Origin of the sequence: Vibrio sp. 10N.222.52.B12 (assembly GCF_002875385.1) — a bacterium.
Lineage (GTDB): Bacteria > Pseudomonadota > Gammaproteobacteria > Enterobacterales > Vibrionaceae > Vibrio > Vibrio jasicida.
On the sequence record NZ_MDAW01000110.1, the window covers coordinates 135,790 to 157,373 of the forward strand.

Sequence of the window (21,584 nt, forward strand, 5' to 3'; positions counted from 1 at the left end):
ATGATGAAAAAAGGCGCAAAACTGGTCTTTGTTCTGGTGGCCAGCCTATTAACATGCTTTTCGGTTTTTGCCCAAAGCCTTCAAGCCAGTGTGAATAAAACCCAAGTCGCAAAGAATGAAGTCATCAATCTCCGCATTGTGGCAGACACTGAGTTAAGTTCTGATGCCATAAATTTTGATACGCTAAAGAAAGATTTTTTCTTGGGGCAGCCTCGTTACGGCCGTTCAAGCAATAACATTAACGGCCATAAAACAGTCCGAACGGAATGGAGCATTTCGATCGCGCCGATGAAACAAGGCGTTGTGACCATACCAAGCTTCACAGCTGAAGGGATGAAGACTGAGCCAATTAAGCTGCGCGTCACAGAAAGCCAAGCAGAGCCAAATCTGGATGATTTATTCAGTTTTGACATGAGCATGGATAACCACACTTTGTACCCACAACAGTCAGCAACGTTACGTATGCAGTTGGCCATCAAAGTAGATCCACGTCGTTTGGATAACCCACAAATCGTTCCGCCTAGCATTGATGGAATGAAGATTGAACCTGCTAGTGACATGAAACAAGGTCAGCGAATCATTGATGGCTTAGAAGTTACTGTCGTTGAACAAGCATTCCGTATTACCGCAGAAAAACCAGGAAGCTTTTCGTTAAACGGCCCTCAATTAACTGGCTCTTACATTTATGGTGACAGTTTAACGGGTTCGACAAAGATCATGCCGATCAAAACCAACGTTCAGCAAATGCCTATCACAGTCAAACCGATCCCGAAAGACTTTGAAGGCAACTGGCTACCAGCTTCAGCATTAGAAATGACTCAAAGCTGGGAAGATGAGCAAGGTAATCCTCTGTCTGCAAACGCGGTGAATAGCGTTAAACAAGGTTCATCTATTACCCGTACGATTCGTGTGAGAGCGCGAGGCACACAAGCAGAATACTTGCCACGTATTGGCATAATTTACCCAAGTACACTGCGTGTTTACCCAGAGCAACCTCAGTTCGAAACAGCTCGAGATGGCACCGTCACCATGACAATGAAGCAAGTGCTGATCCCAACGGAAGCTGGTAACCTTACCTTACCCGGTTACAAGCTAAATTGGTGGGATAGCAATCGTGATCAAGCAAGAGAATCAAAAATCGCTGAATTAAATCTTAAAGTCGAGAAAAGTGATACTGGACTGATAACCCTGCCAGAAAGTGTACTGCCAACACAACCAACACAAACGGCATCTCCAACCGTTCCACAAGGTGGCGTTGATACGATTTGGCAAACATTAACATTCGTCTTTGCGGTACTTTGGTTGGTTTCTTCCGCTATTGCCATTGGCTTATGGAGAAAACGCAAAACGCCACAATCAACAGAAGTGATGGTGAGTACTCATAACGCCTCCATTCGAGATATAGAGGATGTCATAAAGCAAGGTGACAGTATCAAGATTGAAAAAGCAGTTAACGACTACTTAAACACTCATTACGCTGATATCGAATCAGAGGCGGTGCAAGCAGTAAGAACTGAATTGAATGTGATGAATCAATCTCGATTTAGCTCCACTCAGCAACCATGGAAAAGTGATACTTTGCTGGCAATACTCAAACAACTCAGCAAAGACAAAACAACCAAAACCAGCCACCAGCTTGAGAAGCTTTAACGAACAATTAAGTGTTAGATAAAAATGGCAGCTTATCTTCAAGCTGCCATTTTTGTTTTAGTGCTAAGCAACACTCTGCTTCTCTATTTCAACCGCCCGAACACAGTTGCGACCACTGTTTTTAGCTCGGTATAAAGCCTTATCGGAGAGTTGATACAAATGATCGAAGTTAAAGTCTTTACCTTGTGTCAAGTAACAAGAATAACCAACAGAAACAGTAAGTAACTCACCTTCTGGATTATGGCAATGCTTAATCCCCTCCTCCTCAATACAACGACGGATGCATTCGGCTCTCAACCTGACCTCTTCTTGGTGTGACCCAATCATCAACAAAACAAACTCTTCCCCGCCAATTCGACAAAAGACTTCATCTTCATCTTTAGTATGGTGTTCAAGGATGTTACCAATTCGCATTAACGCGATATCACCTTCTAGATGTCCATAGTGGTTGTTGAACAAGCCGAAGTGGTCAATATCAATTAAGATCAATCCAAATGACATGACTTCATCATGCTCTACCGAGCAGTACTTCTGCATGACGTGCTCTAACATTCGTCGATTACCAAGGCGAGTCAAAGGATCGAGTTTAGACAATACTTCCAATTGTCGATTGGCTTCTTCCAGCTCTTTAGTCCGATTTTGTACTTCTAGCTCTAGGTTTTCATTAAGTTCGCGAATCGCCTCTTGTGCTTGTGTACGTTGCAGCACTTCAGCAAGGCTTGATGCAAACATCCGAATCACTTCACGAAGCTGGGAGGTAAGCGGCGCACGAGTTAATAGATTATCAACGGCGATAAAAGCAATAGGCCCACTGCTATTGGAAGTCAGCACTGTCATGGCCGCCCAGCCGAAGCCAACAATATTGCAATCGTGATAGATGGGAACCGACTCCTCAAACGCAACCTCATTCAGCATAGATCGGGCTAAATTAATCAAAGAGAAGTCCTGTGTCTCCCCAAAAAAATAAGATTCATCCACCACATTGCCTTGGATGTCGGTCCCCCACGTACCTTGCATATAAGAGCAATTTTCATCGGTCAAGAACACTGCCATACGGTCGATGCCCAAGTTTTTAATGGCAAAGGTCACTGCGGATTTGCACACATCACTGACCGTAGTACATCGAGAAAGCTCCACCATACTTGAGTGCAACATGCGCACATTTTGTTCTTGACGCTTACGGATATAAATTTGCGAGAAAAGTGAGCCAAAAGATTCCAGCATCTGCTTTTGATAAGCCGTCACAGGCTTACGATGAATAAAGTTATCCAGTGCGAACCAACCAAAAGGCTCATTACCATCTCGTAGGATTAACATCGCATTCCAGCCCTGCCCTACGACTTTACCGGCGGTATAAATCGGTGCATCTTCGACAATGACGAGATTACGCTCTGTACTCGACAGTGCTGCGATGTACTCTTCACTCAACTGGTGAAGATCATATTGAGTGTGAAACTCATCAATCGTGATGCCATCCTCATTAGTGCCATAGGTCCCACTAAAACTACGCTTTTTCATGTCCAACAGCATTAAAGTAGAACGGTCAAAACCTAAACGTTCACGCAAGGCTTCAACCGCTTTTAAATAGAGATCTTTAAGAGAGTCAGGATTAGAGATGTCCAACGCCACTTGCTGTACGAGCTTCATGTTTTCAATGAAGCGTTCTCGCTGGCTAAGTTCATCGACGTATTGGGCCTCTCGGACATCACGATGCTTCATTTCTTGCGATGCGCTTTTTTCTGCGCGAATACACTGCCAGCGAGCCGCGGCAAGTTGCATTGCATCGTAACTTTCTTCGTAGATATTGTGGGCGGAGCGAGCTTGGACGTTTTGAATCAGTAGGTAGGTACGTTTGATCGGCGTGTTATCGAGCATCATGATGTAACTTTCGCCGCCAAGGTCTTGGGTGTGGTTCCAATTACAGGTATTGATGGCCAGCGGAATAATACTTTCTGAAGTATCAAATTGGCTCGCCCAATCCCAGAATGCTTCAGGGTACTGACGGATTGGAGTCAAATCACCACGAGAAAACCTCACCGCACCTGATGGATTGGTGAGCGGATCGTCAAAGATCGCTATCGCACTAGGGGAAAAGCGTTGTTCTAGATGCTCGAATATAGCTTCCGCCAATAATCTATGGTCTCTGGTAGAAGAGACCGTTCTTGTAAAACTTTTTAAACTCACCTGGCCAACCTAATCTACTTTTTTATTCTCGATAAAAAACTACTTAGGCCATGATATGCAATCAATGGAATCCAAGTTGAGCTGTTAAGTCTTTCGCAAAAATTTTGTACTTAATTTCACAATCGAGAACCTTTCAACATTTTTAGACAGGTGTTTCATCCGAATTACATACTGCAAAATTAGGCGCAAAAGTGAATCAACATGAACATTATTGGTATTGAGAAAATTCCACATACCCTAAACGAAAAAGGCCCCTCATAAAGAGGGGCAAGAGTACCATCGCTTATAGTTATTCATGTATATGCTGATAAATACGTTAATTAACCAAAGTCGCCGTTTACATAGCCTTGAGTACGGTCGTCTTTCGGGTCACTGAAGATCACTTGTGTGTCATCGTGCTCGACCAACTCACCCATTAGAAAAAACGCAGTGCGGTCAGAAATACGACGCGCCTGTTGCATTGAGTGAGTCACGATAACGATGGTGTAGTTCTTCTTCAGCTCTTCCATCAATTCTTCGATTTTGTGTGTTGCAATTGGGTCAAGTGCCGATGTTGGTTCATCCATTAGGATCACATCAGGTTCCATCGCGATTGTACGAGCGATACATAGACGTTGCTGCTGACCACCAGATAATCCAAATGCATGTGACTTAAGACGGTCTTTCACTTCGTCCCAAAGTGCTGCACCACGAAGTGAGCTCTCAACCACTTCATCAATGTGTTTTTTATCTTTAATGCCTTGAGCACGAAGACCGTATGCCACGTTCTCGTAAATGCTCATTGGGAATGGGTTTGGCTTTTGGAATACCATCCCCACTTTGATGCGAAGATCAGCGACATCGATGTTGCCGTAAATGTCTTCACCATCCATGGACAGTTTGCCAGTGATCTTAACGCCTTCGATAAGATCGTTCATGCGGTTCAAACAACGTAATAGTGTAGATTTACCACAACCAGAAGGACCGATTAGTGCGGTTACTTGACGTACTGGAATAGGCAGGTTGATTGATTTCAGTGCTTGGTTATCACCGTAAAACAGGTCTAGGTTTTCAATATCAAACTTGTTCATTTTCTTAATCTCTTAAATCTTGAATTCGTGTCTTTTAACGTGCGTTCTTAATTTGTGTTGTTAGTAAGTTGCTGTGTTAAAACGTCGTGCAATCAGTTTTGTAACCATGTTGATCAGTAGAACAACAACAATCAGAACTGTCGCGGTACCGTAAGCCTGATTCCATTCCTCAATGGTAAACAGTTCGGTAGTCAGTTTGTATAGGTGAACGGTTAGCGTACGGCCTGAATCCAATAAAGAATCCGGAATACGAGCAACCATACCTGCTGTCAGGAAAACTGGAGCAGATTCACCAATGACACGACCAATACTTAGAATGACCGAGGTTAAGATACCTGGCATTGCGCTCGGCAGAATCAAGCGCCAGATAGTGTAAATTTTCGATGCGCCAAGACCATAAGAGCCTTCGCGGTACGTTTGCGGTACTGCCATCAATGCTTCTTCCGTGGTACGGATGATCACTGGCAAGATAAGAATACTTAGCGTTAGAGCGCCCGATAGAATCGAGAAGCCAAGGCCAAGAATCGCTACGAAGAAAGTCATACCAAATAGACCGAAGATGATCGACGGAATACCCGCCAATGACTCGGTACAGAATCGGATGATTTTCACTAAACGGCTGCCTACTTTCGCGTATTCGGTCAAGTAGATTGCCGTCATGATACCGAGTGGTGCTGCCACTGCGATAGAAGCGATAACCATGTAGATAGTCGACACAATCATCGGGAAGATGCCGTGCTCGTCCCCTGTGCGCGTATAGTCATCAGTAATGAAGTTCCAATCTACGTGTTGTAGACCGTTAGATAGGATGTACCAGATAATCCAGAACAAAAAGCCTACCGTTAATGCTGCCGAGACCCAGACAAATGCGCTTAATACATTATCTTTGAACTGGCGTGCCTGTTTTAATTTTGCGCGATCCATAATAGTCACCTTTAACGAGCGATTACTTCGCTTTTTCTCGGTTTAGGTAAAGTAGTACAGCGTTCAACGACATGATGAAGACCAGTAGTACCACACCTGTAGCGTATAGAGCGTTCGCGTGAACACCACTTGCGTAAGACATTTCAATAGCGATGTTTGCGGTTAGCGTACGAGCCGAATCAAGGATGCCTTCTGGCATTGCCGGCGCGTTACCCATAACCATGATGATCGCCATAGTCTCACCCAACGCACGACCAATACCCAGAATCACACCTGTCATGATGCCTGAGCGAGCCGCTGGAACGAGCAATTTAAAGATGGTGTAGATTTTAGAAGCGCCAAGAGCCAAAGAGCCTTCTTTGTAAGTGCGAGGGACTGCACGAATAGACGTTTCAGAAACCGTGATGACAGTAGGAAGAATCATCACACCCAGTACAATGATACCTGCCAAAATAGTATTACCTGCTGGTACATCAAATACGTTTTGGATAAGCGGCACGATAATAACCAAGCCGAAGAAGCCGTAAACCACCGAAGGAATACCGGCAAGGAGCTCAACCGCTGGGCGGATAACATCAGCCAAACGTTTCGGTGCAATTTCTGCGATAAAGACCGCAGTCAACACGCCGATTGGCACACCAACTAATACTGCACCAGCTGTCGAAACGATAGAAGCAACAATCATAGTTGCGACACCGTAAAGTGCTGGTGGCAGCCAGTTTTGGCCGAGTACGATGCCTGATACGCCAACTTCTTGGAAGGCTGGAATACTTTCTCGAACGATGAAGTATGCGATTACTGCTAATGAAACGATGCCGATAACAGCACTCGTTAAAAACAAGCCGTGGAAGATACGCTCTCTCCAGTCAACGCGGCGTTTCTCGCGTAGGCCTGGCTTGCTGATCGCTTTAGCGTCAGTAGTCATAAGCTTTTCACTATTTGTTGCGATGGTCATAAAAATCTCACGGTTCTAGGCAATGCCCTTGAACACAATGGATAGAAAAGGCTCAGCCCGAAATGGTGGGCTGAGCAAACTTTAGAGTCCCGATGGGATTAGTTAACTGAGATGTAACCTTTTTGGTCAACTAGCGCTTGCGCTTCATCAGTTAGCATCCAGTCTAGGAATTTTTGAGTTTCAGCTGATGGCTTGCCTTCTTTGTAAAGAACAAGGAACGGACGAGCAACTTTGTAAGAACCGTTTTTCACGTTGTCTACTGAAGCTTGAATACCGTCAATTGGAAGTGCATTTACAGAGCTATCAACTGTACCAAGAGAGATGTAGCCGATAGCGTATGGGTTAGAAGCAACCATCGTTTTCAGTGCGCCGTTACCGTTAGCAACTTGAGCACGTTGAGAGATTGCCGATACTTTCTTACCAGAAATTTTCATTTTTAGAGACATGATGTCTTCGAACGCGCCACGAGTACCAGAAGCTGTGTCGCGAGTGATTGCTACGATTGGCTTGTCTGCACCGCCAACGTCTTTCCAGTTTGTTACTTCACCTTTGTAGATTGCAGTAACTTGGTCCGCAGTAAGACCCGATAGTTTATTTTGTGGGTTTACAACAACTGCGATACCGTCAAGAGCAACTGTCTCTTCTTTTAGAGCCGGCTCTTTTTCAGAATCTTTTAGGTTACGAGAAGACATACCTAGGTCAGCAGAACCGTTTTTCGCTGCTTTAACACCCGCAGATGAACCAGGGCCTTGAACTTCAACAAATACGTTCGGGTTTGTCTTCATGTATGTTTCAGAGAAAACTTCCATCAGTGGAGTTACGCTGCTAGAACCCACTGCAGAGATAGTTTCTTTAGCAGAAACAGGAGTCACTGCCATTGCGCCTAGAAGTGCGATTGCACCGATTACTGTCTTTTTCATCACAATTTCCTTTAAGTGGCCTTATTGCCGTTGTGTTTCACTTGAACGATGCTCACTTTAGAATCCAAATATGACAGTTGTGTTTCACTTAGTTGAAAGCTCTATGACACGTTGTCATTTCTGCTTAATAAAACAGCAATCAAACTTTATTTCCTTTCGAGCTCAAAATATATTGCTTCTATTTGGTTATAACAAAATGCCAACTACATCGCTTTTAATATATTTCATAACAAATAAACATCGTTAAATGATTGATATATCAAGCCTAATAATTAGAATCGGGTTGCTTTATTTACAAAAATGATAATAGTTCCAATCTTTAGAGGGTCAATCATGCGTCAATTAATGAGTACGCTGTCTATTAAGTCACAGGTTTTCGTACCCGTATTATTCACTGTCATACTTCTCGTCATTGGGTTGAGTATCGGCATCGGAAAGTTAGAGCAGGCATTCGGCAAGGTCACGGTCTCAACCAATAGCCTTATCGTGCATAAAGAAGAACTCAGCTCTATCGTCGACAACACTTATGCCATGCGCATTAAGGCAATCTACAGCCTGTTCAGAGCAGAAGATGTCCAAACACTGAACCAAGAGTTACAACATCGTCAGGCAACCAACCGTGAGTTTTTAAGCTCCATCGACCAAATTGAAGGCATCCAAGCAGAAGTCAACGCCATGCGCGATGCGATGAACCACTATGTGGATTTCACTCGAATCACCATGACGCCGCTACTGAACACTAAACATTCATCCAACAACGTGTCCTTAGATTTCGAGAGAGAATATGAAACAGCAATGGGTCAATACCGCTTAGCAGGTGAAGCAATGATTGGCGCCATTGACAACTTGTCTAAGAAGCTCAATCAAATCGTGACAGACGAAGTCACAGAAAATGGTGCTCTGCACTCAGATACCATCACTTACAGCACCATTTCTCTTGTCATTATTTTGTCGATCGCCTCTTTGATCAGTTGGTTGTTAGCAAGCTACATCGTAGCGCCTATTCGTAACCTACAAGAAACCATGCGCGAAGTAGCAAAAGGCAACTTATTAGTAGAAGCAGAAGAAACAGGTAAAAATGAGGTGTCGCAACTGGCACAAGACGTAAACCAAACCATCCACCAACTCCGCGGTACCGTCGACTCACTGGTTCGAATCAGTGAAGACGTCGCCTCGGCTTCGACTGAGCTGGCAACAGTAATGACACAAAGCAGTGCCAACTCAGACCAAGAGAAACAAGAAGTAGAACAAGTAGCTTCTGCAATTAACCAGCTTGAATCTACTGCTGCGGAAGTTTCAACCAATGCACAGCAAGCCGACAGCGCATCTAACGAAGCCACAAAACTAACGTCACAGAGCCTGAGCATGTTTGAAGAAAGCACGCGTGCGAGTGCGAAAATGGCCGACCAACTGAACGAAGCCGCAAACGTGGTCACGTCACTAAAAGATCAGTCCGAACAGATTGGTAAAGTGATTGAAGTTATTGAGAGCATCTCTGAGCAAACCAACCTACTTGCATTGAATGCGGCGATTGAAGCGGCACGAGCAGGGGAAAGTGGTCGAGGCTTTGCTGTGGTTGCTGACGAAGTACGTATGCTGGCAGCAAGAACTCAAGAATCGACCAAAGAAATTCAAACCATTATTGAAGAACTTCAGCAACAGTCTGGTCACGCAAACGAAAGCATGCATTCAAGTTTAGCCATGTTAGAAGACAACCAATCGCTTGCTACCGAAGTAAGTCGTTCGCTTAGCGACATCAATAATGCAATTTCCGATTTGAATGCTATCAACACACAAGTAGCGACCGCTTCAGAGGAACAAAAACAAGTAACCTCAGATATCAACAATAACTTGAGCACCATCTATGAATTGGTGAGCCAGAACGTAACCGGTATTACTCAATCCGCAGCTGCCGCGCAAGAACTGTCTGGCTTAGCTGAGAACCAAAAGCATCAGCTTAAGCAGTTCCAAATCTAAGCCTTACAATGCCTTGTGATCCCAGCACGGTGAGTGAAAAGGTTAGATAATAAAAAGCTCCGCACTGGCGGAGCTTTTTATTTAATATTATTCACTGAATGGCTTATCGGATTCTTCACCGTATCCATCATAGAGAATAACAGCGGTTCCTTTTCCGGTCTTACTCCAAGGAGGTGTCACAACCCAGCCATGAGGATCGGCATTTTCTTTAATACTACAGTCATACCCTCGCTTAGGGTTGCAGAGCTTGACATAGGCTAATACAACCCGCTTACCGTCAACATATACTTCCATTGCTCCACGGCCTAACTCATCCTCATTGAAATAGTTATCCATTATCTCAATTTTCTTGGCGGCAAGATCGCTGTCTATCGTATCTTTGATATAAAACCATTTGTCTTTAATATAGTTTTCTTCAAAGTTTCCCCAAGCAGGCTTCCAACGCTGACGCCATTTTTCTTCCCATTCGCCGCCAGTATCCCAACCTTGTGACCATTCCCCTTCAATGCCATTTGGTACACTTAATTGAATACCAGATCGCGCACAACAACCAGATACAGCCCCCGCTATAAATCCCGAACCTTTGCCGCGAACATCCGTGACAAGCATTTTCGAAATCCAATGCGGTTTTCCTAATGTTCCCGCACCGCCAGAAGTCGCCACAATGTCCGGCTGAGCTATAGAGCAAGCTGACAGAAACAACATAAGCCCTGTGATTATTTTACCCTTCATTTTCATACACCACTCGTTTTAATTCGTTTCCTTCTCTGGTCACAGCATTGACTAATTTTTCATAAGCAGAATCATAACCAACGTTAATTAACGCATCATGAGGTCGGTGTATCCACATTGAACCATATTGATGAATTTCACTATACCAATGGGACCGTGTCACTTCCCCTAGAGGCTGCGCAAGTAACTTCTGGTTTAACTCGACCAATTTGGAATCAATCCCCTTTAAAGCGGTAAAATCTTGAGGAAGGATGTAATTACGCTCCAGCCAAGAAATTCCTATCTGTTCGCCTTGTTGTTTCATTCGTTCGAGTGCAAGCGCTGATAGCCCGTTACTGACTGGCTGTAGCTCATAGTAATACAGCATATCGCGGTCTAACTTCACCTCACCGTATAAACCTTTCTGTTTACAGATTACGGACCATCGCTCTTGTTCTTGCTTGCGAATTGCGATTCGTTTTTGTGTACCAAGATCAGAGCGAGCATTGTCATAAGGTCGCACTTGGCCAGCGATTGATTCAGTATTTATGAGCTGACGGTTAAATGTCGAAGACAGAGGCATACCGTAACGGTCAGGTAAACCTTGCTTGTCATACTGCTCTTTCGATGGGTAACCACCACCAATATCAGAATGGCTACCCGCAAATTCTTCTTCGAAGAAATGTGCAGGGTTGACGCCATTTTGTTTAACTGAAGTCAAAGGAAAGTTTTTGCGAAACTCATGTTGTGCCGTGATTTGAAATACCCGCTCGGCACAATTCATATCGAGATCCAGTTCAAAGTTCCCCTCATCCTCATTACCCGCCATATAGAACGAACCAACCGTATCAAATAGGCCTAAGAATCGTACTGTACTTGTACGAATTTCGTCAGGGTAATACCCCTGATTATTATCATATTGCTCAATAGATGCTTTACCGAGCAAGTTGGGGTGAACGCTGCCAAACATCTCACCGTCTCTTGGTTTGGCTACGTCTGGTAATCCATCTTTAAGTGCATTAACAAAGTGACGTGCCAACGCTGCGCCACGGCTAAACCCAAAGACATCAAATTCAATATGAGTGATGCTCTCGAATTCTCCATTTAGTTCTAACGTATCCGTGATTCTTGCATACTCATCAGCCCACTTTTGCCATTTATAGAACGCGCCTGTTCTTGAACTGGTGTAATCTGCAATGAGATTCGGTAAAGAAATCTCCCACAATAATGAATCACTGACATTGTTAACGTCTACACCAAAGGCTTGCGCAGCATTTGATTCATCATCACCATCATCAATCGTTTTTGGGGTTTGCCACGCACCATCAACTGTCCCCACACCGGATATGTAGATTTTTTCGTGTTCTTCATCTATCGGATACGCCTCAAATAATCGTGCCACATTGGTCCGCGATTTCACGCCGCGCTGTTCTTTGTACGCATCGTTTAAGTTGTTCTGTCCCGTACCATCAAAGAACACACCAATGCGCAGCACCTTCTCAATCACTTGCTTAACGTTCATTACCGGAGTATTCACTAACGATTTTGATTGCGGGTAAATATGTTTAACGGTCGGGGACAACTTCGGATCATCATGTTCTTTACTGACGCTACCAAACGGGCACGCTTTCCCCACCTCGACGGTCGTTATTGAACCTTCCTCTGTCGGTTGCCCTACTGCATCAACCAGCAAGCACGGGTCGATCAGTGTGGCGTTCTTGTCTAACCATGATTGATTAACTTCACCTAAACCGTCAGTGGTTAATCTTGCGCGAGTGTAGTAGATATATTGCGTTGGAGGCGCAGCCCCTTCGATAGATACCGGAACAGTGATCGATGTATAAACCTTATCGCTCACGTAGTCGTCGCTGATAATATCATATGTCGAGCGGGTGACACGCCAAGCCCAGCGCCCCTCCCCTAAAATATCCATTTCATAGACTAGCTTCCCATCCACAAAGTAATACAAATAACCATGTGTTGGATAACCTAACTGTCCATCCACATCTACGGCTGGGATGAACGGTACAAATTCGGCATTAATATGTTTTTCGTCAGTTTCTTGTGGGTTGATCTTGAACGGCTCACTCATACCAACCATCGAAAAAAGTTCGTGAACTAGAGATTTTTCCTCCTGCTCATTACAGGAACAAACTAAATTGACGTGCCGATATGGCTCATTGATTTCTTCTTTACTCCAAGCAGTAATTTCTTCTTCGTTACTGGTTTTGTTAAGTGAAAACACGCCCGTTTGCAATTGTTCCAAATCCACTTTGGGTGCATGTATCTTAATACGACACTCAAACTCAGCATCCTTGCTTTCGTCGTTGTCACTAATAAGTGGCATCGGCGTCAGTGCTGTTTTGTCTTGCACTGGAGCGTAGCCTCCACCTAACTTATTAGGCTTAGGTACATTGTATTTCAAAGCAACTTCCTATCCTTTAGGGTAAAAGCTCAGTCTAGCAATGCACCTAATATGAAGCTCTAGGCATAATAACGGTTTACATATCCTTTCTATCTGAATTAGAAAAAATGAGAACATCGGCACATACAAAAAGCTCCGCACTGGCGGAGCTTCTTAGTAAAAACATTATTAACTGTTTAAGGTGACGATTACTCTTCGTCTGTCACTAGAAGAAGAGAGAATATATAGGTCGGTTCTAGTGGGCTCCAGTTGTAAACCTCACCATTAACTGAATCAAATACCATGACGTTTGAGCCATCACCGTTCGGAGTGTTACTCCAAATGTAACCTGCATAGTCACCCACTTCTAGCGTGTAACCACTTGCGAATGCAGTGCCGTTCATCGCAGGGCTGTGGCAAGCACGTTCTGTCAACGCGACCAACTCCTTAATGTTTGGTAAGCGCCAATTCTTTTTGCCAGCGAAATCATGTAAAGCATGGTTACCTGATTCATTGCGGATTTGCTCAGCGGTTGATAAAGCTAACTGCCATGACATCTTAGTTGCAGCGCCGTCACAGGCTTCATTTTCCGCATTCCACGTTGAGCCAACAGGACAACGCATCCACGTTAGGCCCGTTTTTAAATCCGTGACCGTCCCAACATCAGAGTAAGTGTAACGAGAGTTAGGCGCTGTTTTTCCAAAATCCGTTGAACATTCTTGTGCCGCCATGGCTGCTTGAGAAGCCAAGACAAGAGATAGCGCGGTGATTAGTTTCTTCATCTTATTGGCCCTTAACTGCTACTAGACGGATTGGGAATTGGAATGACGTGCCAGTGTCACGCTCCACTTTGTCAGAATAAATTTCTACAAAGCTGATGTAACCACGGTCAGCGCCTTTCGCAGCAACTACTGCAAACTGAAGCGCACCTTCGTAGTTAAAACTAGAGTAATTGTTAAATGTGAAATCACTTAGCCAAATAGCACCTGATTCAACATCTGGGCTGCCCTTACCCTGTTGAGGGAAGTAAGCTGTCGTCATACCATAGACATTGCCGTCGGCATCTTTCTCTGTCTTACCTAAGTCGAGGACATCGTAGAACTCTTGGTATGTTGGTAGGCGCCAATCAGTAATGCCACATAGTGATTGCTTGTTTATATGTTCAACATATTGGCTTGTTGAACAGATGCCATCAGCAGCATCCACGCAACCAACGACTTCAAGATCTTCGTAATACGGTTTGAATGTTGCTGACTCATACACGAATGTACGATCTTTAAATTGAACCGAGCTCGCATCCGCACTCTTTTTTTCCCAAACAAGACCAGTACGCTCGTCCATAGTACAAGCCCACTCAGTCGCATCTGCAGCTAAAGCAGCACCTTGTGAATCTAGCTTAACGAACTTAAAGCCAGCGCCTGTCGACGTTTGCTTGTCCTCTTTGTCGAAGCCGTATTCCGCATCTTGACCAGGGTAAGAAGCTTGAACCTCAGCAACGTCTGCTGCGCCATCAGCAAAATGAAGAACGGCGCCCGTATCGTTGCTGCCAACCGTTTGTTCAGCAACCGCTGCAATTTCTTCAGCAAATGCACTCACTTCCGCTTTAGACAGAAGAGAAGAGGCCAACGATTTGCCCTGGAAGCTAAGGCTTTGAGCAAGCAACGCTACGCCTTTGGTCATTTGTTGTGGTTGCATCGCAGCTAATAGTGCAACCGTGTTTTGCTCTAGCTTGTCTAGCTCGCTGGCTTCTGCGTTAGACATTACCGTACCAGACAGAGAAACGCCGGCATCGGTGAGTTGCGCTTTCACGATCTCTTCAGCTTGAGCAACGGTTTTACCGTCAACCACAAGACCTGCGAGTAACGTTGTTACACCATTGACCGTGTTACCCGTTGCTAAATTTTGGCCCGGAGCCGCAAGACGCAATGTTTGGTTTGAACCTTGATCAACTTGAGCAAGAATGGTGCTGGTTAGTACGTTTTTGTCGCTCGAAGTCAGGCTAAATTTACCAGCATTATCCGTTTTAGCACTCGGTTCAGTCGTATCACAAACGTAGTTTTGGTTTAAATCGATGCACACTGGCGTATCAAGAAGTGTACCTGCAGAAACGAGGGTGCCAGCTACATCATAAGTCGGTGCCGACGTGTCACCACCAGAACCACCACAGCCAGCTAGGGCTAGTGACATAGCAACGAAAGAATATTGAAACTTCATAGATTTTATCTTCTTTTGATTTTAATTAACGAGAGCGAATCACTCTCACCATTGAAAGCAGGAAAAGTCCTAACAAAGTCCAAGGCGAGCCACTGCCACCTGAACCACCACCACTGCTTTCTTTAGTGGTATCAGCACTACACTGATACTGAGCAAAGTGACTCACACCCCACTCTTTCAACACCCCAGAGTTCCCTGACACACGGTCAGAGACTTCGAGACGCCAAGTACCCCAACTCGGTTGACCGACAAGTGCTTGTAACTCCTCGTCATACTGAGCTGTGAAGTAACCTTTAAATCCATTGGTATTGCTTGATTGATGGCTAAGTAGCACGACCGATTTACCTTGTGGAGACACAAGCGTCACTTGCAGATCCTGCAGTGAGTCATGTTCGATGTTCAGGTAAACCGCAAACGAATCATCAATCGTGCGTGACTTGTCCGATAGCGTCTGAGAGAACAATCTGTCACCCAACTCCGGCAAAGCGGAATTCACTGATTGAGGCTGGATATCGAGCTCTGGCGTACCATTAACCAACATCGCCTTTTCAATCCACTGGTGAGTCTTTAAGCCTTCTGCAAATTGGTAATCCAATGAAATAGAGGAATCGAATTGTGTGCCACACGTCAGACCGCTTGGTAACACCACCTTCATTGAGGTCGAATCAGAAAGCGTTTCATCAAAGTCGAAAACGGATGCGTTGTTTAGCTGCCATTGCCCTTTGATGCTCGCTTCGCGGCCAGTTTGGCTCAGGCTCACACCAACTTCTTCACCTTGTGCGATGTATCGAGCGTCATAGCGAACGCGAAGAGGCGCTTTAAGTAAGTTGTGTTTGTTGAAGCTGTCCGTCAGGAATTGGGCATAGTCTTTATTTGGGAACAAGGTGCCTGCGGCAAACACGGTCGATTCCGCAAGATCATGCATTTTCACGCCACGACCAATGCCGTACATGCCTTCAAGTACAATGGCGTCAAACTCACGGAACACGTTATCGGTATCATCACCGTATCGTTCAACCGATGCTTTAAGCGCTTGAAACAGTGGCGTTGACCATAACTCGTCGCCTAGTTCACCGCCCACACTAACGTGCGCTGGATACTCTGAGCCCTCGAAGTAACGCGCTCTTTGGTTCCATAAGCTGCGAGTTGTTTTGCGTGTTCCGAACACACCGTCCCAGTTGAACACCGTATCTAACTCGAATTCTTGACCACGACGCGAAGCATCCAAATATTGAGTGCGGTAGCTCGCGCTGCCCGCCCAGTAATCAGCAAAACCTTCTGCGATAGCACCAGTGTGACCGTACGCCCAATCCGGTACGATTTGGTAATGAATGCCATGCCCGAGCTCATGTATCACAACATCAGCATCGACTGCATCCGGAGAAACACCACCGATACCCAGCATGAGTGCTTTCGGACCGTAATAGTAAGTAGAGTTATCTTTTGATAAACCGCGAGCATCAAAACGAAGCGGTTCGTCAAACAAGTCGTAAGTCAGGCTTGCCAGATATTGGATCGAGCTATCAAGATGATAAAAAGCCATCAGCTGTGGGAACGCATTGTCACCAAACTCGGTGCTTTGCATCTCATCAACACTGTCAAATGCTTGAACCCCTTCTGCGCTGAGAAAGTCCAACGTATCAAGTACAGGTGCTTCACCAGGTGCTGGGGCTGCAAATAAACCCGTCGCATCCACTTGCTTTAATCTTGGGTTAGACAAATAGAACTTGCCGCCCGACTGTAAAACCTCAATCGACTTGGTGACGTACTCGATCGGCTGAGGGTAATCGGACAGTGCTGACCACGTCGATTCTGGTGCCGCTTGCTGTTGCATGGTACGAAGATCTGGGTTGAATAAAGAAACCTCAACATCAACCAGACTTCCAGAGCTCAGAGCAGGTGGCTCTTGTGCTTGCAGTTGGCGAGGCGATTCCAATTCCATTGCAACCGTTGGTTTACCGTTGCGAATTATCGTATCTTCAAGGCTCTTAAACACTCGTACAACGTGATGATTTTTATCGGTTGTTACTACGAGGGCACGCTGTGCTTGATATTCACCGTTTACCCAAACATCAAAATTGTAATGCTCACCAAGCTGAGACTGGGTTTTGTAACGGAACTTAAACTCGCCCGCTTCTGAGTAGTGGCTGTCTAGATAAGTTTTCGCTTGCGCTTCATTCGTTACCACAGAGTCCGTTGCGGGATAATCCCACTCTGCAGACTGCACCGCTGGGGTACATGCAATAAGCAGTGAAAACGCCAATGGTTTTAGCTTCATGATTTCGTCCTAGAATTCGTATTTTGCATTTAGCGTGAAGTAGCGCCCAGGCTCAGTTGAGTAACGCTTACTTTCCTCAGCGATACCCGCTACGTCTTGGTATCGGATGTACTCTTTGTCGAACAGGTTGACGATGTTTGCACTAACACGAAGATCTTTGGAAACGTAGTAAGTTACGCCAATATCAAACGTATTCCACGCGCTTGTCTGCGCGCACTCAGTCGCTAGACCAAGCGTGGTCTGGCATTTAGGAACGCGATCCATGGCCGCGGCCCAGTTCCAAGCCACGTAAGCGTTGAAGTCTTGGTTGGCGTATTTCAGTTGAGCGTTACCTTCGAATGGCGTAATGCTTCGAACGTATTCGCCTTCCGCGTCTTTACCATCCACGTAGCCAAACTTAGTGCTGATGTCCCATTGTTTGGTGAGCGCGTAACCCGCAGAAAGCTCTGCGCCATAAGTCTCTACGCCATCAAGGTTTTGGTACTGTTTGATGTAATTACCAGTGCTTGAATCAAAGCCAGTGGTCACAACATCGATGAAGTTTTCAAACTTGTTATAGAACACAGACGCATAGACATACGCACGACCGTTATCGAACTTGTTACCGATTTCAAATGAGTCCGAAGTCTCAGCTTCTAGGTCTAAGTTAGGTGCGATAACAAAAGGCGTTAGCGGTACGAAATCATGGTTCACGAAGCCATATGCTTTGTCGTATTCCGGAGCACGGTAACCGTGGTTGTACGACACATAAACGATGTTGTTGGCAAACATTTCACGAGAAACCGACAGGCTTGGAGACACCTCTGAGCTATCCATGTCTTTTAATGGGAAGCCGCCTACTTCGCCCTCACCGTCCGGCGTTAAACGGTGCGCATCAAAGCGCAGGCCGCCTGTGATGGTCCATTTATCCAGTTCCACCATGTCTCGAACGTACAAACCAATGTTATAAGCACGAGCAGGAGCGAAAGGTTGTTTGGTCGAAGGTGTTACGCCGTTCCAATCAATCTTGGAATCGCTATCTGTGCGTTCGTAGTAGTCAGTAGAAAGCTCGACACCGTAAGCCAATTGGTGCTCTGCATTTGCTGCATAAATCGTATTGGTGAAGTCGCCACGGAAGCCAATTGTCTCGTCAATGAAGGTTTTGTGTTCCAGTTCGCGACGTTTGGTGATCAAACCATTGTGATCCACTTGGCGCATTAAACGGTTGGTGTCTTCCACGACTTCGGTGTGACGCCAGTAAACTTTGGTATCCAACTCTTCGAACCAAGTTGGATTAATCGGTGTCACCTCTGCACCAATGTAAGCGCTGTACTCTTCGGAGGTTTCATCTTCAGCAAAGTCTTCAATGTGCCAGATGCCATCAGGTTGAATGGACGGTGACCCCTCCAAACGCTCTTGATTCTGGGTGTAGAGTTCCGCTTTGGCTTTCAACATCACCTCTTCATTGAAAAAGTGGTTGATCGTATAAGCACCGCTGTAACCATCTAGGTCGCGGTTATACAAATCTTCATCAAAGTTACGTGTCTCTTGCCCTTGCCAGTATGAAACGTTAAACAAACTCTCTGTATCACCGGAGCGGAAAGCTAGGTTACTCGTGCCTTTGTACTTGTTACTGATGTCGGTGTAAGTACCGGAAACATCGGTGTAGAAATCTTTGTCTTTTAAGAAATCACCCGGCTGACTGGATTCTAAAATCACTACACCGCCGATTGCGCCAGAGCCATGCACCGAAGAGCTTGCACCTTTAATGATTTGCAGCGATTCAAAATTGGATAAATCAAAAGTATCTCGCCCAACTGCATCATTAATGTCGTTCGCACCGAAGCCATCCGCAGAACGAATGCCATCACGAACGATCATAATGCGGTTACCTGTCATACCACGGATGGTAATGTTTTGCGGACGTCCTGCACCGCCCGTCACGCTTACACCAGGTTCGTTACGCAGCACGTCATAAAGCTCGGTTTCGCCTCGCTCTTCGATTTGCTCGTTTGTGATAACCGCAACACTACCTGCCACTTTTGACAATGGCTGATCGATTTTATTGGCGGTTACAACCACCTCTTCCATTGAGAAAACCTTAGATTCGGCGTGCACTTGACTGGCAGCAAGTACCGAAAGTACTGCCGCTGACACTGGGGTAAGCTTCATTTACTGCTCCGCTTTAGATGTTTTAATTAGTGATAGTAGAAATGCGTATTCCTTCGCCTGTTGCTCTCTTGCCTGCCTTGGATCCATGCGGTGGCCAGAGTGAAAATCCGTTTGCAACAAATAAGGGCCTGTCGATTCACTGGTCGACGAAATTTGAGCGAGATACTTCGCGCCTTCCCAATAAGGCACACGTTGGTCGTTTAATCCGACTTGAACCAACATGGGTGGGTAAGCGTCTTTGTGGATATTGAGAATAGGATCATAAGCTTGCATCGCTTTGAGCTGCTCAGGGAGTGTCGGATTCCCCCATTCTCCATATTGTTGTGCGGTAAGTGGTAACGTCGTATCGGACATGCTGGCAACAACATCGACAAACGGAACCTTCATCACCGCGCCAGCAAACAAGTCCGGAGCTTGGTTGATCGAGCCGGCAACCAAAGTACCACCCGCACTCGATCCAATCGCGTAGACACCACGTTCACCACCATCAAAGTGTTTAAGTGCTTTTGCAGCCGCCGTGAAATCATTGATAGAGTTAGCTTTAAGAACGCCTCGGCCTTGCTCGTGCCAGTCGGCACCAAAGTAACCACCACCACGAACATGCGCTATCGCGTAGATAACACCCTGATCCAGTAAGCTCACAGTTTGAGGCATGAAATAAGGTTTCATGGTAAACCCGTAAGCGCCATAGCCGTACAGCACAACAGGAGCGTTGTCACTGAGCTTATCTTTGCGGTAGGCAAGAGAAACCGGCACTTCCACACCATGACTTTTGACCATAATGCGTTTAGATACATAATCTTGGCTAGAGAAGCCGTGATAAACATCTTGCGAGAGATTTGTCTTTGTCAGTGCTTTAACATCAAACTCTTCCCACAGCGGCGGTGTCGTTATCGACATACTACGAATGCGGATTTTGTTAGAGCGGTAATCACCAAGAGTGCTCAACCAAGCTACGCGCCCTTCCGACTCTAACGGCAGAGATTTCTTCGCCTTGCCATCGTAAGAGTAAACCGAGATTGTCGTTTGATTGTCTTGCTTGGTTAATGCCACAAGTCCCGCTTCATACAAATAGAATTGCTCTACGCTATTTTCCGAGCGTAAGAAAGACTTCCAATTAGATTCAGCAGTGTCCGCATGTTTCTCGGGCATCGTAGCTTCAAACAAACCAAACTGACCATTAAGATTGCTGTTGATAAAGACTTTGTCTTGAGCAACATCTGCATAATACTCCACACCGGATTCTGGTTTACGTAGCGAGGCCGTTAGCTCTCCAGAATCAAGGTTTAGGATCTTTTGTTCGGTGGTCGATTCATTGTTACTTTGTACCAGTGCGAAACGCGCGTCGGCTGAGGGATAGAAGGACATGAGCCAATCGGTCTTGTCCTCTTGCCAAAGTACTTTCTGCTCGTTGGTTTGAGTATTAATTCGAACGATTTGGTAAGGACGTTGAGTTTTCGCTTCTTTTGAGACAGCGAAAGCAAACTTGCCATTTGGTGAGAGCAGAACCCCATTATCAATGTTGCTGATAAGCTCACGTGCAGCACCACTCTTTAGATCAACCAACACAGCACGGTACTGCTCGCTGCCATCAATATCTTCTGTAAACAACAAAGAATCGCCTTGAATACGCCATTGACCAATTTGGAAATACTGACGTTCTTCTTGGCGAGAAGAGAAATCGTAAACCACTTTCTCTTGCGCGTTGTTATCAGCTCGCGAAAGCAAAACAAAGTTGCCTTGTCGACGAGTGAGATTCCATTCTTGACCGTTTTTAATCACCCAAGGCTTCTCGCCTTTTTCTGCTGCCATGGCTTCCCATTGGCTCAACAGATTTTGGGTAATCTCGTCATAGCGTTTCTGAAATTGTTCTGTTTTTTGGTTCTGTTGCTTGAGGTAAGAGAGAACTCGCTCATCTTGTCTGGAATCGTCTCTCAGCCAATCAAAGTTATCCGAGGCAACACTGGGCATAGAGGTGACTAAAAGCCCCAAAAAAACATGACTAAATTTCATATAAATGGCACAACTATTTATAGGATTAATATTATGTCGCGTATTCTGCCTTTAAATAAAAATGAGATCAATTATCATTTACATGCTTTCGTGACATTTTTATCGGTTTTTATTATGCCAAACGTTTAAATCA

14 protein-coding genes are annotated in these 21,584 nt (G+C 45.3%); 2 read left to right on the plus strand and 12 right to left on the minus strand.

What is annotated here, in order from left to right:
• Window positions 1–1,650 carry a BatD family protein gene (locus BCT11_RS09580; RefSeq protein WP_102388219.1) on the plus strand — a complete coding sequence of 550 codons (1,650 nt, stop codon included), beginning with the start codon at window positions 1–3 and terminating at the stop codon, window positions 1,648–1,650.
• Window positions 1,651–1,713: 63 nt separating this feature from the next.
• Here the strand turns inward: BCT11_RS09580 and BCT11_RS09585 are convergent, their stop codons facing one another.
• The 5 genes from BCT11_RS09585 to BCT11_RS09605 form a co-directional block, all read right to left on the minus strand.
• Window positions 1,714–3,780 carry a GGDEF domain-containing protein gene (locus tag BCT11_RS09585; RefSeq protein ID WP_038873316.1) on the minus strand — a complete coding sequence of 689 codons (2,067 nt, stop codon included), beginning with the start codon at window positions 3,778–3,780 and terminating at the stop codon, window positions 1,714–1,716.
• A 374-nt stretch (window positions 3,781–4,154) separates the two neighbouring features.
• Complete coding sequence (gene pstB, locus BCT11_RS09590; RefSeq protein ID WP_038873314.1) at window positions 4,155–4,904, minus strand: phosphate ABC transporter ATP-binding protein PstB; 750 nt, start codon at window positions 4,902–4,904, stop codon at window positions 4,155–4,157.
• Window positions 4,905–4,964: 60 nt separating this feature from the next.
• Window positions 4,965–5,828: a phosphate ABC transporter permease PstA gene (gene pstA, locus BCT11_RS09595; RefSeq protein WP_038873313.1), complete on the minus strand. Its 864-nt coding sequence runs from the start codon at window positions 5,826–5,828 to the stop codon at window positions 4,965–4,967.
• Window positions 5,829–5,850: 22 nt separating this feature from the next.
• A complete protein-coding gene (gene pstC / locus BCT11_RS09600) occupies window positions 5,851–6,783 on the minus strand; it encodes a phosphate ABC transporter permease subunit PstC (RefSeq protein WP_038873310.1) in 933 nt (310 codons plus the stop codon).
• A gap of 98 nt (window positions 6,784–6,881) precedes the next feature.
• On the minus strand, window positions 6,882–7,703 hold the full coding sequence (locus tag BCT11_RS09605) for a phosphate ABC transporter substrate-binding protein (RefSeq protein WP_045423016.1): 822 nt from the start codon (window positions 7,701–7,703) through the stop codon (window positions 6,882–6,884).
• A gap of 333 nt (window positions 7,704–8,036) precedes the next feature.
• Between BCT11_RS09605 and BCT11_RS09610 the strand changes: the two genes are divergently transcribed.
• The gene (locus BCT11_RS09610; RefSeq protein WP_102388220.1) at window positions 8,037–9,680 is read left to right on the plus strand and encodes a methyl-accepting chemotaxis protein; all 1,644 of its coding nucleotides are present in this window, start codon (window positions 8,037–8,039) and stop codon (window positions 9,678–9,680) included.
• Between the two features lie 87 nt (window positions 9,681–9,767).
• On the opposite strand, the gene BCT11_RS09615 is transcribed toward BCT11_RS09610, so the two are convergent.
• From BCT11_RS09615 to BCT11_RS09645, 7 genes are all read right to left on the minus strand, one after another.
• Complete coding sequence (locus tag BCT11_RS09615; RefSeq protein ID WP_241909008.1) at window positions 9,768–10,418, minus strand: hypothetical protein; 651 nt, start codon at window positions 10,416–10,418, stop codon at window positions 9,768–9,770.
• Window positions 10,402–12,816, minus strand: a complete 2,415-nt coding sequence (locus tag BCT11_RS09620; protein WP_241909009.1) for a DUF2235 domain-containing protein — start codon at window positions 12,814–12,816, stop codon at window positions 10,402–10,404. The genes BCT11_RS09615 and BCT11_RS09620 overlap by 17 nt, the downstream gene beginning before the upstream one ends.
• A 188-nt stretch (window positions 12,817–13,004) precedes the next feature.
• Entirely contained in the window at window positions 13,005–13,577 is a 573-nt protein-coding gene (locus tag BCT11_RS09625) for a DUF1566 domain-containing protein (RefSeq protein ID WP_102388221.1), read from the minus strand.
• Between the two features lies 1 nt (window position 13,578).
• The gene (locus BCT11_RS09630; RefSeq protein WP_102388222.1) at window positions 13,579–15,009 is read right to left on the minus strand and encodes a DUF1566 domain-containing protein; all 1,431 of its coding nucleotides are present in this window, start codon (window positions 15,007–15,009) and stop codon (window positions 13,579–13,581) included.
• Between the two features lie 25 nt (window positions 15,010–15,034).
• On the minus strand, window positions 15,035–17,287 hold the full coding sequence (locus BCT11_RS09635; protein WP_102388223.1) for a proprotein convertase P-domain-containing protein: 2,253 nt from the start codon (window positions 17,285–17,287) through the stop codon (window positions 15,035–15,037).
• A 9-nt stretch (window positions 17,288–17,296) separates the two neighbouring features.
• Entirely contained in the window at window positions 17,297–19,438 is a 2,142-nt protein-coding gene (locus BCT11_RS09640; RefSeq protein WP_102388224.1) for a TonB-dependent hemoglobin/transferrin/lactoferrin family receptor, read from the minus strand.
• Window positions 19,439–21,451: a prolyl oligopeptidase family serine peptidase gene (locus BCT11_RS09645; protein WP_102388225.1), complete on the minus strand. Its 2,013-nt coding sequence runs from the start codon at window positions 21,449–21,451 to the stop codon at window positions 19,439–19,441.
• Window positions 21,452–21,584 lie beyond the last annotated feature (133 nt).